General features: G+C 71.9%; 11 protein-coding genes. 3 read left to right on the top strand and 8 right to left on the bottom strand.

The genetic code is table 11. The features are described from left to right. Positions 1-3 precede the first annotated feature (3 nt). From ACWIGU_RS15150 to ACWIGU_RS15140, 3 genes are all read right to left on the bottom strand, one after another. Positions 4-771, bottom strand: coding sequence for a sulfite exporter TauE/SafE family protein (locus ACWIGU_RS15150; RefSeq protein ID WP_454400963.1), 768 nt, complete (start codon positions 769-771; stop codon positions 4-6). A 143-nt stretch (positions 772-914) separates the two neighbouring features. After that, positions 915-1,721: an alpha/beta fold hydrolase gene (locus ACWIGU_RS15145; RefSeq protein WP_454400961.1), complete on the bottom strand. Its 807-nt coding sequence runs from the start codon at positions 1,719-1,721 to the stop codon at positions 915-917. 141 nt (positions 1,722-1,862) lie between these two features. Beyond that, the gene (locus ACWIGU_RS15140) at positions 1,863-2,057 is read right to left on the bottom strand and encodes a hypothetical protein (protein ID WP_454400959.1); all 195 of its coding nucleotides are present in this window, start codon (positions 2,055-2,057) and stop codon (positions 1,863-1,865) included. Between the two features lie 463 nt (positions 2,058-2,520). Here ACWIGU_RS15140 and ACWIGU_RS15135 point away from each other — a divergent pair, with 463 nt between their 5' ends. Further along, positions 2,521-4,182: an ABC-F family ATP-binding cassette domain-containing protein gene (locus ACWIGU_RS15135; protein ID WP_454400957.1), complete on the top strand. Its 1,662-nt coding sequence runs from the start codon at positions 2,521-2,523 to the stop codon at positions 4,180-4,182. 49 nt (positions 4,183-4,231) lie between these two features. Here ACWIGU_RS15135 and ACWIGU_RS15130 read toward each other — a convergent pair whose 3' ends face one another. Then, complete coding sequence (locus ACWIGU_RS15130) at positions 4,232-5,716, bottom strand: FG-GAP repeat protein (protein ID WP_454400955.1); 1,485 nt, start codon at positions 5,714-5,716, stop codon at positions 4,232-4,234. A 142-nt stretch (positions 5,717-5,858) separates the two neighbouring features. Here ACWIGU_RS15130 and ACWIGU_RS15125 point away from each other — a divergent pair, with 142 nt between their 5' ends. Then, complete coding sequence (locus tag ACWIGU_RS15125; RefSeq protein WP_454400953.1) at positions 5,859-6,482, top strand: class I SAM-dependent methyltransferase; 624 nt, start codon at positions 5,859-5,861, stop codon at positions 6,480-6,482. 11 nt (positions 6,483-6,493) lie between these two features. Here ACWIGU_RS15125 and ACWIGU_RS15120 read toward each other — a convergent pair whose 3' ends face one another. Further along, positions 6,494-7,132, bottom strand: coding sequence for a LysE family translocator (locus tag ACWIGU_RS15120; RefSeq protein ID WP_454400951.1), 639 nt, complete (start codon positions 7,130-7,132; stop codon positions 6,494-6,496). 153 nt (positions 7,133-7,285) lie between these two features. Between ACWIGU_RS15120 and ACWIGU_RS15115 the strand changes: the two genes are divergently transcribed. After that, entirely contained in the window at positions 7,286-7,906 is a 621-nt protein-coding gene (locus tag ACWIGU_RS15115) for an L-threonylcarbamoyladenylate synthase (RefSeq protein ID WP_454400949.1), read from the top strand. A gap of 28 nt (positions 7,907-7,934) precedes the next feature. Here ACWIGU_RS15115 and ACWIGU_RS15110 read toward each other — a convergent pair whose 3' ends face one another. The 3 genes from ACWIGU_RS15110 to ACWIGU_RS15100 all read right to left on the bottom strand — a co-directional run bounded on the left by ACWIGU_RS15110 (position 7,935) and on the right by ACWIGU_RS15100 (position 14,676). Further along, positions 7,935-9,170, bottom strand: a complete 1,236-nt coding sequence (locus tag ACWIGU_RS15110) for an epoxide hydrolase family protein (protein WP_454400947.1) — start codon at positions 9,168-9,170, stop codon at positions 7,935-7,937. 10 nt (positions 9,171-9,180) lie between these two features. Then, a complete protein-coding gene (locus tag ACWIGU_RS15105; protein ID WP_454400945.1) occupies positions 9,181-10,518 on the bottom strand; it encodes a M1 family metallopeptidase in 1,338 nt (445 codons plus the stop codon). Between the two features lie 105 nt (positions 10,519-10,623). Next, a complete protein-coding gene (locus tag ACWIGU_RS15100) occupies positions 10,624-14,676 on the bottom strand; it encodes a Pls/PosA family non-ribosomal peptide synthetase (protein WP_454400943.1) in 4,053 nt (1,350 codons plus the stop codon). Positions 14,677-14,748 lie beyond the last annotated feature (72 nt).

The raw sequence follows: 14,748 nt of genomic DNA, 5'->3' as shown, positions 1-14,748 counted from the left end.
CGGTCACCGGAGCAGCAGCTGGACGACCGCGAACGTCCCCACCGTCACGACGAGGGCGCGCAGGACGCCGGGGCTGAGGCGCCGGCCTGCCTTCGCGCCGAGCTGACCGCCGAGTGCGGAACCGGCCGCGATGAGCAGTACGGCCGTCCAGTCGAAGTCGGCGACGAAGAGGAAGAAGAGGGCGGCGACGGCGTTGACGAGGGCGACCAGCACGTTCTTGACGGCGTTCAGGCGTTGCAGCGGCTCGTCCAGAAGCATGCCCATCAGCGCCACGTAGAGGATCCCCTGCGCGGCGGAGAAGTAGCCGCCGTAGACGCTGGCGAGCGTGAGGGAGGTGAACAGGAGTGGCCCCACGTCGCCGCGCGGGCGCGCGCCGGACCGCTCGCGCCGGCGCCGCACCCGGCCGCTGATCAGCGGCCGGAACGCGACCAGGACGACAGCGAGACCGACGAGGACCGGCACGATCGTCTCGAACGCCGCCGCCGGAAGGGTGAGCAGAAGCGTGGCGCCCCCGAACCCGCCGAGCACGGCACCGGCGCCCAGCTTCAGGATGCGCCGCCGCTGCCCGCCGAGTTCGGCGCGGTAGCCGATGGCGCCGCTGATGGATCCCGGGATCAGACCGAGCGCGTTCGAGACGGTCGCGGTCACCGGCGGCAGGCCGGTGGCGAGCAGAACCGGGAACGTGATCAGAGTCCCGGAGCCCACCGCGGTGTTGATGGCTCCGGCGCCCACCCCGGCCGCACAAACGGCGACCATCTCCCACACCGTCACTCCGCCGCGCACCTCTCCCCGTCGTTTCGCACGCCGAAGACGCTAGGCCGCGGACAGTTCGGCACCTGCCGAAGCGTCCGCGGCGGCCGAAACCGGGAGTTCTCCGCGAACAAGCCTGACGAGAACCTGTTTCGGCGAATCCCCTAATCGGGCAGGGAGTTGAGGAACTGGATCAGTGCGGTGTTGACGGCATCGGGCTGTTCCATGTTCGGCAGATGTCCCGCGCCGTCGACGACGGTGAGGATCGCGTGCGGGGTCAGCCGCTGGATGGACCGGGCGTCCTCAGGCGGGGTGTACACGTCGTCCGCGCCCACCACGACGAGCGTGGGAGCGGACGTGGCCGCCAACGTCTCGCGGTAGTCGGCCCGTTCGGCGCGCCCGCGCAGGGCCGCGGCGGCGCCCGCCGGGTCGGTGGTCCGCATCATCTCCAGTACGTGCGCGGCGACTTGGGGCATCGCGGTGACGTTGTACGCGGCCAGCATCTTGTCGATCACCTCACCCGCGTAACCGTCCATGCCCTCCGTGAGGAGCCGGTCGGCGAGGCGGTTGCGGAAGGCCTTGCCCTCGTCGGTCTCGGCCACCGGCGAGGTGTCGGCGAGGACCAGGGCCCGCACGCGCTGCGGGTGGCCGCGCTGGAACTCCATGGTGATCTGGCCGCCCATGGACACACCGCCGACGACGGCACGGTCGAGCTCCAGGTGGTCGAGGAGGGCGGCGATGTCGTCTGCGAACGCGGGGAAGAGGGTGGTACCCGCAACCGTGTCGCTGTCCCCGTAACCGCGCAGGTCAGGGGCGATGAGGCGGTATCCGGCGGCGGTGAGCGCGGCGGTCTGGGGGCGCCACATGGTCCGGTTGAAGGGGTGGCCGTGGATCAGGACGACGGGCGCGCCGTCCGCCGGGCCCAGGTCGTCGAAGTGGATCGTGGCACCATTCGAAGTGAGGCGGCTCATGCGGGCACTCTAGGGCCGCGATCATGACCGGCCGGCGGCGGGCGGGCACCACTCGTGCGCGCCAGGGCAGCGTTCGGCGCGGGGCAGCGTTCAGTGACCCCGTGTCGCAGGACGTGACGGTGTGCGCGGCCGGCCCGCGCGTCAGTTGTGGCCGAACTTCCGAGGCGGCTTGTGCGAGTGGTGCTCCGAGATCCGGCGTGCGGGCTCCTCGGAGGGGTCGGTCGCCTTCTTGACCGGCTGCGGCGTCGGCTTCTTCTCGGCGGCGGGGGCGGTGCGGTCATGCTCGTGGCCGCCCGAGCGGGCGCCGCGGTTGTGTCGGCTCTGTTTCTTGCTCATGATCGTTCCTCCTGCCGGAGTGCGCCGGAATCGAGTGCCCGACGGCATTCCGGCCACTCCCAGACTTGCACGCGGCCGCGTCTGGTGCATGTCGGGCGCTCAGGGCGCACGGCGGGCAGGAGGGGGCCCGTGACCTGGGGCTCTTGCCTTGCGATCACCCGGTCGTTAAGGTTTTCGGCGTCTCTGTTGTCTCCGATTGAGGTGGACGTTGCGCATCTGAGGATCGCGATCACCGCGCCGTACGGCCTTCGCCGCCGTACGTCCGTCACGCCGCAGCGGCCGTTCCGTGCCGCCCGTGACCCCGCGTGGATGCGACCTCGGTGCATGAGCCGTCCCCGATGATCTGTCGGACAGCCGCACCCCCCTTGCCCGGTTCTCGGATCTCCGGATTCCCGGCTCGGTCGCCGCGTGGTGCTCGCATACGTAGCCCCCTCCCACCGCGCTTGCGAATGCGAGAAACACCATGGCGACACCCACCGCGCCCAGCGCCTCCCTGACCTGCTCCGGCCTGTCCTTCCAGTGGCAGGACGGCACCCCTGTCCTCGACGGGCTCTCCCTCGCCATCGGCCGGGGGCGCACCGGACTCGTCGGCACGAACGGCACCGGCAAGTCCACCCTGCTGCGCCTGCTCGCCGGCCAACTCACCCCCACCCAGGGGTCGGTGACCGTCGGCGGCAGCCTCGCGTACCTGCCGCAGAACATCACCCTCGACACCGCGATGCGCGTCGACCAGGCCCTCGGTATCGCCGAGCGCCGCGCCGCGCTGCGCGCCATCGAGAACGGCGACGTGAGCGAGGAGCACTTCGACACGGTCGGCGACGACTGGGACGTCGAGGAGCGGGCCCTCGCGACCCTGGGCTCACTCGGCCTCGCGGACGTCGGACTCGACCGCACCGTCGGCCAGTTGTCCGGCGGCGAGACCGTCCTCCTGCGCCTTGCCGCCCTGCTTCTGGAGCGCCCCGACATCCTCTTGTTGGACGAGCCGACCAACAACCTCGACGTCTTCGCTCGGCGCAGGCTCTACGAGGCCGTCGACTCCTGGCGCTCCGGCGTCCTCGTCGTGGTCAGCCACGACCGCGAACTCCTCGAACGGGTCGACCGCATCGCCGAGCTGCGCTCCGGCTCCGTGAGCTGGTACGGCGGCGGCTGGTCCGCGTACGAGGAGGCGCTCGCCACCCAGCAGGAGGCGGCCGGGCGGACGCTGCGGGCCGCCGAGGCCGACGTGCGCCGGCAGAAGCGCGAACTGGAGGAGACCCAGATCAAGGTGGCCCGCCGCGCCAGGCACAGCAAGAAGCTGGACGCCCAGCGCAAGGCCCCGAGAATCGTCGCGGGGGAGAAGAAGAGGTCCGCGCAGGAGTCCGGCGACAAACTGCGCGGGCTGCACGAGGACCGGCTCGGCGAGGCCCACGAGCGGCGCGAGGAGGCCGCCGAGGCGATCCGCAACGACGCCGAGATCCGCGTGAGCCTGCCCCACACCGCCGTACCCACGGGCCGTACGGTCCTGAGCCTCGACGAACTGAGCCTCCCGCACGGCAGGTTGCGCGACGGCAGCCTCCACATCCACGGCCCCGAGCGCATCGCGCTGGTGGGGCGCAACGGAGCCGGGAAGACCACCCTCCTGCGCACCCTCACCGGTGAGCTGGAACCGCTGTCGGGCGAGGCGAGGACGTTCGTCCCGCTGCGGTTCCTGCCGCAGCGCCTCGACGTACTGGACGAGCAGTTGAGCGTCGCGGCGAACGTGGCCCGCATGGCCCCGGGCGTCACCGACAACCACATCCGTTCACAGCTCGCGCGGTTCCTGTTCAAGGGCGCCCGCGCGGAGCAGCCGGCCGGCACCCTCTCCGGCGGCGAACGCTTCCGTGCGGCACTCGCGGCGACGATGCTCGCCGCACCGGCTCCGCAGCTCCTGATGCTCGATGAGCCGACCAACAGCCTGGACATGGCCAGCGTACGGCAGTTGACGAGCGCGCTGGAATCGTACGAGGGCGCCCTCCTGATCGCCAGCCATGACCTGCCGTTCCTCGAATCGATCGGCATCACCCGCTGGCTGCTGCTCGGCGAGGATCTTCAGGAGACGACCGCCGAGGAGGTACGCGACCTGCTGGAAGCGCCGGAGGCCGGGTGAAGCGAGGGCCGTGGCCGGGGCCGACGGTCCGCCCCCGGACGGCTGAGCCCTACGCGGTGCGCGGCGGGAGCCCGAGGCCGGACGGATCGAGGAACTGGATCCGTCCGCCCGTACCAAGTCCCTCCGGGGTTCCCGGGAAGAGCCAGAGGCCGCCCTTGCCGCGCCGATAGCCGGGGGCGTTCGCCACCACGTCGGAGCGGCCGTCGCCGTTGACGTCGAGGAGCGGGAACGTGGCGGCGAACCCGTCACCGCCCGACGGGTCGTGCCTGCCGGGCACACCGGGGGTGTCGAGGTCGAAGGCGGTCGCGTCCGCGCCCGTCGGGGAACCGTCGGGACCGCCGGGCAGCAACGTGAAGCGGCCGTTGCCCTGGTCCTCTCCCGGCGTGTCCACGAGCAGATCCGGATGCCCGTCACCGTTCACATCGCCGGTGCCCGCGCCCCTTCCGAAACCGTCCTTGCCCTGCGAGCCGCCCGGAACACCGGGTGTCTCCTGGTCGAAGACGGCGTTCGGCCGCCCCCCTCCTGCACCCGACTTCGACCCGTACGCCACGGTGAGCCGCCCCGAGGCGGGGCCCTCCGCGACACCCACCTCGCGGTAGCCGGGCGCGAGAATGTCCTCGATCCCGTCGCCGTCGACGTCACCGCTGCGCGGCACCAGGACTCCGTCGTACGTCTCGTTGCCGAGGTTCTTGGGCGGCCGGGCCGGGGTCAGCCCGCGGGGGCTGCCGCGGAAGTACGTCACGGACGGGCCGTTGTCCACCGGCGGATCCGCGTCCTCCTCGCCCGGGCCGGGGTCGGTGAACATGACATCGCCGTAGCCGTCACCGTCGAAGTCCCCGCTGGTCGCCTGGCTGGGGCTCGCCGCGTTCTCGAGTTCGGCGGTGCGGGCGGGAGCGCCGTCCTTGCCGAAGGGGCCGTAGGCCACCAGGCCCTGGCGGTCAGGCAGTTCGGTGTCGTTCCCGTTGGGGTGGTGCCCCGCGTAGACCAGGTCGACGGCCCCGTCGCCGTCGGCATCGATGGCCGCGCTCGCCATGACGAGACCGGCGGCCTTGACGGGGACCGGGTCGCCGAGGCCCTTCTTGCCGCCGGGCAGGATCACGGCAGTGCCGGGGTCGTCCCGGGGCGCCGGATCCTTGGCGCGGTGGTCGGTCTGCGTCGCGACCAGGTCTGTGTAGCCGTCACCGTTGAGGTCGGCGCGCAGCAGCGGACCGTAGAAGAAATCGCGGTAGGTCCTGCGGCGCCCGGGGTCCAGGCCCTTGGCCGAGCCGGGAAGGACGAGCAGGTGGTAGCCGGTGGGCTGGCTGAACTTGTTCCGCGTGGTCAGGGACGTCACGAAGTCGTCGTAGCCGTCCCGGTCGAAGTCCCCGAGCCCGCGCTCGCCCGCACCCCGGCCCGTGGGCACCCTCGGGGCCGGGTCGGCGGTGCGGTCCTCGCGGGCGTCGCCCTCCGCGCAGCCGGCGAGCAGCGTCACCGCGCATCCGCAGGCGATCAGGGCCTGCGACAGACGGCGGCGATTACGGGGCGCACGGGACAAGACGTTCCTCCTGGGTCTCCTGTGAGTTACGGATAGGACCGCTCGGGAACAGCCATGGTTGCGGTCCGGAAGGTCGCGGTTCAGCAACGTCGCACGGGGGCCGCCGCGATGCCATGCTGGACAGGAGATATGGAGGACCGCCATGGGGTTCTATGCCGAGCAGGTGCTGCCCCGGATCATCGATGTCGCCTGTGGCGTGAAGATGACCGCGCCGCTGAGACGGCGGGTCTGCGAGGGGCTGCGGGGCCAGGTCGTGGAGATCGGGTTCGGCACGGGACACAACGTCCCCCACTACCCGTCGACCGTCGAGGGCGTCGTCGCGATCGAACCCTCGGACGTCGGATGGCGACTCGCCGCCGGGCGGGTCGGCGCGGCGTCCGTCCCGGTGCGCCGCGCGGGCCCGGACGGCCAGTCGCTGCCCTTCGAGGACAACTGCTTCGACACCGCGCTGTCGACCTGGACGCTGTGCACCATCCCCGACGCCGGGGCCGCCCTGCGCGAGGTGCGCCGTGTGCTGCGGCCCGGCGGGACACTGCACTTCCTGGAGCACGGACTCGCACCGGAAGGGGACGAGAACGTACGCCGCTGGCAGCGACGCGTGGAACCGGTGAACAAGCGGCTCTTCGGCGGCTGTCACCTCACGCGCCCGATCACCGACCTGCTGACGGAGGCCGGATTCACGATCACGGCACTGGACGTCTTCTACGAGCAGGGTGCGCCGAAGCCCATAGGCTCCGTCTCTCTGGGCGTTGCGCTCGCGCCGTAGACAGGAAGCCTCTAGTCGGTACGGCCCGTCGCCGCGACGGTGACGCCCAGGCCGATCATCGTGAGCCCGCCGACGCCGCCGACCATGCCGAGGCGCCGCGGCGAGCGGGCGAACCAGCTCCGCGTCGTCGCCGCGACCAGACCCCACACGCTGTCGGACACCACCGCGATGACATTGAAGACCAGGCCGAGCAGCAGCATCTGAAGGGTGACGTGCCCCTGGCCGCGGTCCACGAACTGCGGCAGCACGGCGGCGAAGAACACGATCGTCTTGGGGTTGGCCACGCCGACGGCGAAACCCTCCCACAACGTACGCAGGCTGCCGTGCGCGACCCCGACACCCGTGAACGCGGCGTGCAGCGAACGCCGTTGGCGCACCGCCTTGATGCCGAGGTACACGAGATACGCGGCGCCGACGAGCTTCAGCGCGGTGAAGACGAGGACCGAGCGCTCCACGACGGCACCGACACCGAGCGCCACGGCCACGACGAGCACGTAGGCGCCGAGCGTATTGCCCACGACGGTGGTCAGCGCGGCACGGCGGCCCTGGCTCAGCGCCCGTCCGATCACGAACAGCACGCTGGGGCCCGGAATCACGATCAGCAGGAACGACATGGCCGCGAAGGCCAGCAGTCGGTCGGAAGACACCATGAGGGCCATATAACACGCCGGCGTGTCGTGACCGCATTTCCTTTTTGCTTTCGGAGGACTGCTTTCGGAGGACTGCTTTCAGGGGACCGCTTTCGGGGGAGAGCCGCGCCCGTTCGGAGATCGAAGTGTGACCGCGGCCACTACAATCGGGGAATGGCGAAGTACTTCGACGTACACCCCGAGAACCCCCAGCGGCGCACGATCAGCGGTGTGGCCGACAGCATCCGGGCCGACGAACTCGTCGCGTATCCGACCGACTCCTGCTACGCGCTGGGGTGCCGGCTCGGCAGCCGGGACGGCATCAGCCGGATCCGCGCGATCCGCCGGCTCGACGACCGTCACCACTTCACGCTCGTGTGCCAGAACTTCGCCCAGCTCGGGCAGTTCGTGCAGATCGACAACGACGTGTTCCGTGCGATCAAGGCGGCGACGCCCGGCAGCTACACCTTCATCCTGCCCGCGACGAAGGAAGTGCCGCGCCAGCTGCTGCACCCGAAGAAGAAGACGGTCGGCGTCCGGATCCCCGACCACGCCGTGGTGCAGGCCTTGTTGGCCGAACTCGGCGAGCCGATCCTGTCCAGCACGCTGCTCCTGCCCGACGAGGAGGAGCCGCTGACGCAGGGCTGGGCGATCAAGGAGCGGCTCGACCACGAGGTCGACGTCGTGCTCGACTCCGGCGACTGCGGCACCGAGCCGACCACCGTCATCGACTTCGCCGGCGGCGAGATGGAGATCGTACGGCGCGGGGCGGGCGACCCTTCGCGGTTCGAGTAGCGTCCAGGCCCCGGTCAGTGCCGCCCGCTCAGCGCCGCCCGCGGAACGTGCGGCGCAGATCGTCGACCCAGGCGCCCGGGACCTCCCACGGGATGAAGTGCCCGCCCTCGTCATGGGCGTTGACGTTCACGTGGTGGTACCAGTCGGCGCGGTCGCTCGCCAGCCAGTTGTCGACGCGCTGCTGTGGCGTCGTGACGCCGGGCGGGTTCTCGTGGCCGACGAAGGTCAGCCCGGTGGGGGCCTCGACGACGGGCGTGCGGGTGTGGGCGGGCGTCCACGGGTAGCGGTTGGCGTTCGCGTAGTACCGCGTCGACGTGCCGATAGTGTTGCCGGCCCAGAAGATCGTGGCGTGGGTGAGGAGGTCGTCCTTCGTGAAGACGGTCTCGATGTCGCCGTGGTGGTCGCTCCAGCTGACCCAGCGCTCCAGGATCCAGGCGAGCAGCCCGACGGGCGAGTCGCTCAGGCCGTAGGCGAGCGTGCTGGGGTCGAGGACGTGCACGGCCAGGTGGGAGGCGAAGCGGCGGTCGAAGGCCAGGATCCCGGCCCGGATGTCGTCGGGCAGTCCGTCGGGGACGGGCCGGCCGCCACTGAAGTCCCAGGCGCGGTCGCCGGTGAAGAAGTCGAGTTTCAGGCCCGATCCGATGTGGATGCCCAGGAGTTCGTCCGCGTACTTGTGGCCGAGCTGACCGGTGACCAGGGCACCGATGTCGCAGCCGCCGGCGGCGTACACGGTGTGGCCGAGCGTGTCGGTCATGAGGGTGTGCCAGAGGTCGGCGACCTTCCAGAAGTTCATGTCGGGGTGGTCGCGCAGCGGCGCCGAGAAGCCGAAACCGGGCAGGGACGGGACGATGACGTCGAACGCGTCGGCCGGGTCCCCGCCGAAGGCCGCGGGGTCGGCGAGCGGGTCGACGACCTTGGACCAGTGCCAGAAGGTCCAGGGCCAGCCGTGGGTGAGGATCAGCGGCGTGGGGTTCGGGCCGGCCCCGGGCCTGCGCATGAAGTGCACAGGGACACCGTCCACGCGCACCTGGTAGTGCTCGTAGGCGTTGATCGCGGCTTCGGCCTTGCGCCAGTCGTAGCTGTGCAGCCAGTACTCGGCCAGCTCCTGGAGGTAGGAGCGGTCGACCCCGTAGAACCAGTCGCCGTTCCCCACGTCGTCGGGCCAGCGCGTCATGTCGAGGCGCCGGCGCAGGTCGTCCAGGACGGCGTCGCTCACGTGGACGGGCGTGGGATCCAGGGGGAAGCGCGGTGTTCCGTCAGCCACGGGGGAATCCTTACCTGTACGGGACGAGAGGTGCCGGGAGCGGCGGAAGTGGCCTGCGGCGCAGCCACGCGGTCAGGATGTCGCCGACCGGCGCCGCCGCGTACCGGGCGACGTGCGCCGTGAACGCCTCCGTCGTGACCACGCCGTGCCGGTGCGCCGAGACCCAGTCGCGCACCATGCGGAAGAACGGCTCGTCGCCCAGCGCGCACCGGATCGCGTGCACGGTGAGCCCGCCGCGTTCGTAGACCTGGTCGTCGAAGAGCGACTTGCGGCCGGGGTCGGCGAGCAGCAGATCCTGCGGGAGCACGGACAGCTCGCGGTGCGCGGCGGCGGCCAGTTCCTGCGTGGACCGGCCGCCCGAGCGCTCCGACCACAGCCACTCCGCGTACTTGGCGAAGCCCTCGTTCAGCCAGATGTCCCGCCAGTCGGCGATGGTGAGGCTGTTGCCGAACCACTGGTGGGCGAGTTCGTGCGCGACGAGCCGCTCCCAGCCCCGCGCCCCGTCCACGTGGTTCGCGCCGAACAGGGAGAGTCCCTGCGCCTCGACCGGGACGTCGAAGTCCTCGTCGGCCACGACGACGGCGTACTCACCGAAGGGATAGGGCCCGAAGAGGTCCTCGAAGAGCCGCATCATCTCGGGCTGCCTGGCGAAGTCCCGCGAGAACTCCGACAGCAGACGCACGGGCACGTACGCGCTCTGTGGCACACCGCCGAGCCCCGGCTCGCCCAGCAGGACCGTCTGGTACATGCCGATCGAGAGGCCCACGAGATAGCTCGGCGTCGGTGCCTGCTGCTCGTACACCCAGGTCGTCGTCGACGACTTCGTCGTGCGCGTGAGCAGGCGCCCGCCGACGACCACCGTGTACGGCGAGGGGACCGTGAGGGAGATCTGGTACGCGGCCTTGTCGTCGGGCCGGTCGTTGCACGGGAACCAGGACGGCGCCCCGACGGGCTGGCTCGCGACGAGCGCGCCGTCCGACAGCTCCTCCCAGCCGAGCCCGCCCCAGGGGCTGTTGACCGGCTTCGGGTTGCCCGACCAGTGCACCTCCACCGTGAACGCGGCCCCGGCCCGCAGCGGCTTGACGGGCCGGATCCGGAGCTTGCCGCCACGGTGCGTGTAGCGCGGCGGCCGGCCGTCGACGAGCACCTTGCCGAGCCGGAAGGCCTCGAGGTTGAGATGGAACTCGGTGAGCGGGGACCGGCCCGCTATGGCGCTGATGCGGGCGTGACCTGCGAGGCGGTTGGGGCCGGGGCGGTAGTCGAGGGACAGCTCGTAGCGGTGCACCCGGTAGCGGGGGTCGCCGTGCCCGGGGAAGTACGGCTCCGAAGCCGCTGTCTGGCCGCTCACTGAAGTGTCCACTCCCTGCGCCGTACTCAACGTGTCTGTGTCGTGCCCCCCACCTCGTGCCGTACGCATCGAAGCTCTGACCGACCTTAAGCTGTGGCCGCCCTTCTAGGACCGCCAGGCCTCGATCGGATTGCCCAGCCAGCGTGTGCCGTCGGGTACGGACTCCGCGGCCATGACCAGGGACGCGGGCCCCAGAGTGGCGCGAGCGCCGACCGTACTGCCCGGCAGGACGATTCCGCCAGGGCCCACCGTCGAACCCGCGCCGAGTGCCACCTTGTCCATCCGCAGGATCCGGTCGTGGAAGAGGTGCGTCTGCAGCACGCAGCCACGGTTCACGCTGGCCGCGCTGCCGAGGGTCACCAGGTCCGTCTCCGGCAGCCAGTAACTCTCGCACCACACGCCCCGGCCGACGCGCGCGCCCAGGCCGCGCAGCCACAGCGTCATGAGCGGGGTCCCCGGCACCGCTCCGATCAGCCACGGCACGGCGACCACCTCGACGAACGTGTCCGCCAGCTCGTCGCGCCAGACGAAGCCGCTCCACAACGGGTGTTCACCGGCCCGGTGCCGGCCCACGAGAAGCCACTTCGCGGCGACCGCCGCCAACGCGCCCACGACGCCCGCGCCGAGGAGCACCGCCCCGGACAGCGCGGCAGCCGCCCACCAGCCCGCGCCGGTCGCACCGGCGAGCGCGCACAGCACCCCGCCCGTGAGGACGGCGAGCGCCGCCGAGCAGAAGACGGGCACGAGCCGGAACAGTTCCACCGCGCCGCGCGCCCACAGCAGCCGCGCCGGCGGGTCGTACGTACGGGAGTGGTCGCCGCCCTCGGGAGCGCGCGGGAGCTTCATCGGCGGCAGCCCCAGATACGAAGTGCCCTTCTTGGCCTTCTTCGGAGTCGCCGACAGGACACCCACCAGACCGCCGTCCGGGACGCTGCGTCCCGGCCCGGTCATGCCGGAGTTGCCGAGGAACGCCCGCCGCCCGATCGCGGCCCGCCCGATCCGCACCCAGCCGCCGCCGAGTTCGTACGGCGCGGTCAGGGTGTCGTCCGCGAGGAACGCGCCGTCGCCGACCGTGGTGAGGCTCGGCAGGGCGAGGACCGTGGAGACCTCCGCGCCTCGGCCGATCTTCATGCCGAGCAGCCGCAGCCACAGAGGGGTGACGAGCCCCGCGTACAGGGGGAACAGCGTCTGCCGGGCCGCGTCCATCAGCTGTGTGACCGTCCAGGCCTGCCAGCCGGTGCGGCTGTGCGTCGGGTGCAGCCCCGGCCGCAGCCCCAGGCTCAGCAGCCGCACGGCGCCCGACAGCAGCAGCGCGTAGGCGCATCCGAAGGCCAGCGCGGCGGGCACCACCGCGAGCAGGGCGCCGCGCAGCGCCTCGCCGACACCCGCGTCCGCGGGTACGAAGCGGAGGGCCACCGCGAGCGCGGGCACGGCCGCGAGTGCCGGCAGCGCGGAGAGGGCGAGGCCCGACGCGCCGTACATCAGCCGCCACCCGTACGAGCGCTTCGGACGCTGCTTCGGCCAGTCCCGCTTGGCCTTGCCCAGCTTCACGGCGGGGGAGCCTGCCCAGCGCTGCCCGGTCGGGATCTGGCCGGTCACCGCGGATCCGGGGGCCACCTCGGCCTTCTTGCCGACGCGCGCGCCGGGGAAGAGCAGGCTGCGGGTGCCGACGACGGCCCCACCGCCGACCTTGACGGCACCGATCACCAGACGGTCGCCGTCCAGCCAGTGCCCGGACAGGTCCACATCGGCCTCGACGGCGCAGCCGCGGCCCAGCTTGAGCATGCCGGTCACCGGCGGCAGCGAGTGCAGGTCCACATCCGCGCCGATCCGGGCGCCCAGGGCGCGCGCGTACCGCAGCAGCCACGAACCGGTCAGCGAGGTCGCTCCGCTGTACTCGGCGAGCCGCTCCGCCGTCCACAGCCGCAGATGGACCCGGCCGCCGCGCGGATACGTGCCGGGCCCGACGCCCCGCAGCAGCAGCCGCGCGCCGCCCGCGGCGAGCGCGAGCCGCCCCGCCGGGCTGAACAGCACCGCCGCTCCCGCGGCCACCCACCACCAGGACACGGCCGGAGCCCAGGCATAGGACCCGAACCAGTGGAGGACATTGCCGAGCGCGGTGAGAGCCACCCACCAGCGCAGCCCCACCAGCGTGAACAGCGGGAGCAGAAGCAGGAGCTGAACGATCTGGGCGCGCACCGGCACCGGCCCGACATCGCGGTGAGCCTCCGTGCCCTGTGCGGACTCCTCCAGATGACGGGCGAGCTTACGCAGCGTCGGGTGCTGGTAGATGTCGAGGACGGCGGCGCTCGGGTAGCGGGTGCGCAGCCGGGTGGTCAGCTGGGCGGCGGCCAGGCTGGAGCCGCCGATCGCGAAGAAGTCGTCCTTGGCACCGGTCACGGACACCCCGAGCGTGTGCGCCCACTGTTCCGCGAGCCATGCCTCCGTGCCGTACAACTGCTCGGCGGGCCCCGTGGAGGTCTCCAGGTCGGGCAGCGGCCAGGGCAGCGCCGCCCGGTCGACCTTCCCGGACGTGCGGGTGGGCAGGCTCTCGACGGGGGCGAGGAGCGGCACCAGGGCGGCGGGCAGCGCGGCCCGCAGGCGCTCGACGGCTCCGGCGCGGTCCCAGCCGTCCTGCGTGACGACGTAGCCGACGAGCAGCTGGTTGCCGCTGCGCGCCGTGCGCACGGCGGCGGCCGCCCCGGCGACACCGGGCAGCGCCTGCAGAGCCGTGTCGACCTCGCCGAGCTCGATGCGGCGCCCGCCGAGCTTGATCTGCTCGTCGCCGCGGCCGAGGAAGACGAGGCCTTCCGGATCCGCCCTGACGAGGTCGCCGCTGCGGTAGGCGCGCTCCCAGCCGAGGGAGGGCAGCGGCGCGTACTTCTCGGCGTCCTTGGCGGGGTCGAGATAGCGGGCCAGGCCCACGCCGCCGATGACGAGCTCGCCGGTGGCGCCGAGGGCGACGGGGGCGCCGGCCTCGTCGACGACGGCCAACTCCCAGCCGTCCAGCGGCAGTCCGATCCTGACGGGCTCCTCGCCGGTCATCAGGCACGCGCAGGCGACGACCGTGGCCTCGGTGGGGCCGTACGTGTTCCACACCTCGCGGCCCTCGGTGACCAGGCGCTGCGCCAGCTCGGGCGGGCATGCCTCACCGCCGAAGATCAGAAGGCGTACGTCGTCCAGGACCTGGGGCTCCCACAGCGCGGCGAGCGTGGGCACCGTGGACACGACGCTGATGTCCTGCTCGACGAGCCAGGGACCGAGGTCGGCGCCGCTGCGGACGCGGGACCGCGGCACCGGCACCAGGCAGGCGCCGTTGCGCCAGGCCAGCCACATCTCCTCGCACGAGGCGTCGAAGGCGACGGACAGGCCGGCCATCACGCGGTCGCCGGGGCCGATCGGCTCGTCGGCGAGGAACAGGGCGGCCTCGGCGTCGACGAAGGCGGCGGCGCTGCGGTGCGAGACCGCGACACCCTTGGGCTTCCCGGTGGAGCCGGACGTGAAGATGATCCAGGCGTCGTCGTCGGTGCCGGGCAGACAGTCGGTGGATCCCCGGGGAGTCCTGGTGCCGCCATCCTCCTTGCCGTCGGGTCCCCACGCGGTCAGGTCGTGGCCGGCGCCGATGACGGCGCGGACCCCGGCTTCGCCGAACACCAACTCGGCCCGCTCGTCCGGGTCTTCGGCATCCACGGGGACGTAGGCCGCACCGACGGCGAGCACCGACAGGATCGCGATGTAGAGATCGTTGGTCCCGGACGGGACGCGGACCCCGACCCGGTCGCCCCTGCGGACCCCGGCCAGCGCGAGCCGCACCCGCAGGTTCTCCACCTCGTCGGCGAGCGCGCGGTACGTGAGCTGCTTCGCCCCGTCGTCCAGGGCCACCTCGTCGCGGTGGTCGCGCACGGACGCGCCGAAGATGTTCATGAGGGTGCGGGCAGGGGCGGCGGGGCCCGCGGTGAACAGGGCCGTGCCGCTGTGTGCCGCCGCGGTGCTGTCCTCGAAGGACTCCGCGTCGGGGGAGGCGACCGTCAGGTCGAGAGGTTCGATCCGCGGCGTCCCGCGCTCCCCCGCGAGGCTACCCGCGTTGTCGAGTGTCACCATGCCGGGCAGCGGTCCGTCGAGCGGGGGGACGTCGCTGCCGTTGTGTGAGGTCGTCATGGGTTCCTTGCGTGTCGCCGCCGGAGCTGGATCAACGGTGATCCCGCATGAAAGCCGTGCTGCCGGTCCGGC

The organism is Streptomyces sp. NPDC055400 (genome assembly GCF_053644375.1).
Note: the sequence above shows the minus strand (reverse complement) of the source record. Positions and strands in the feature narration are given on the sequence as shown.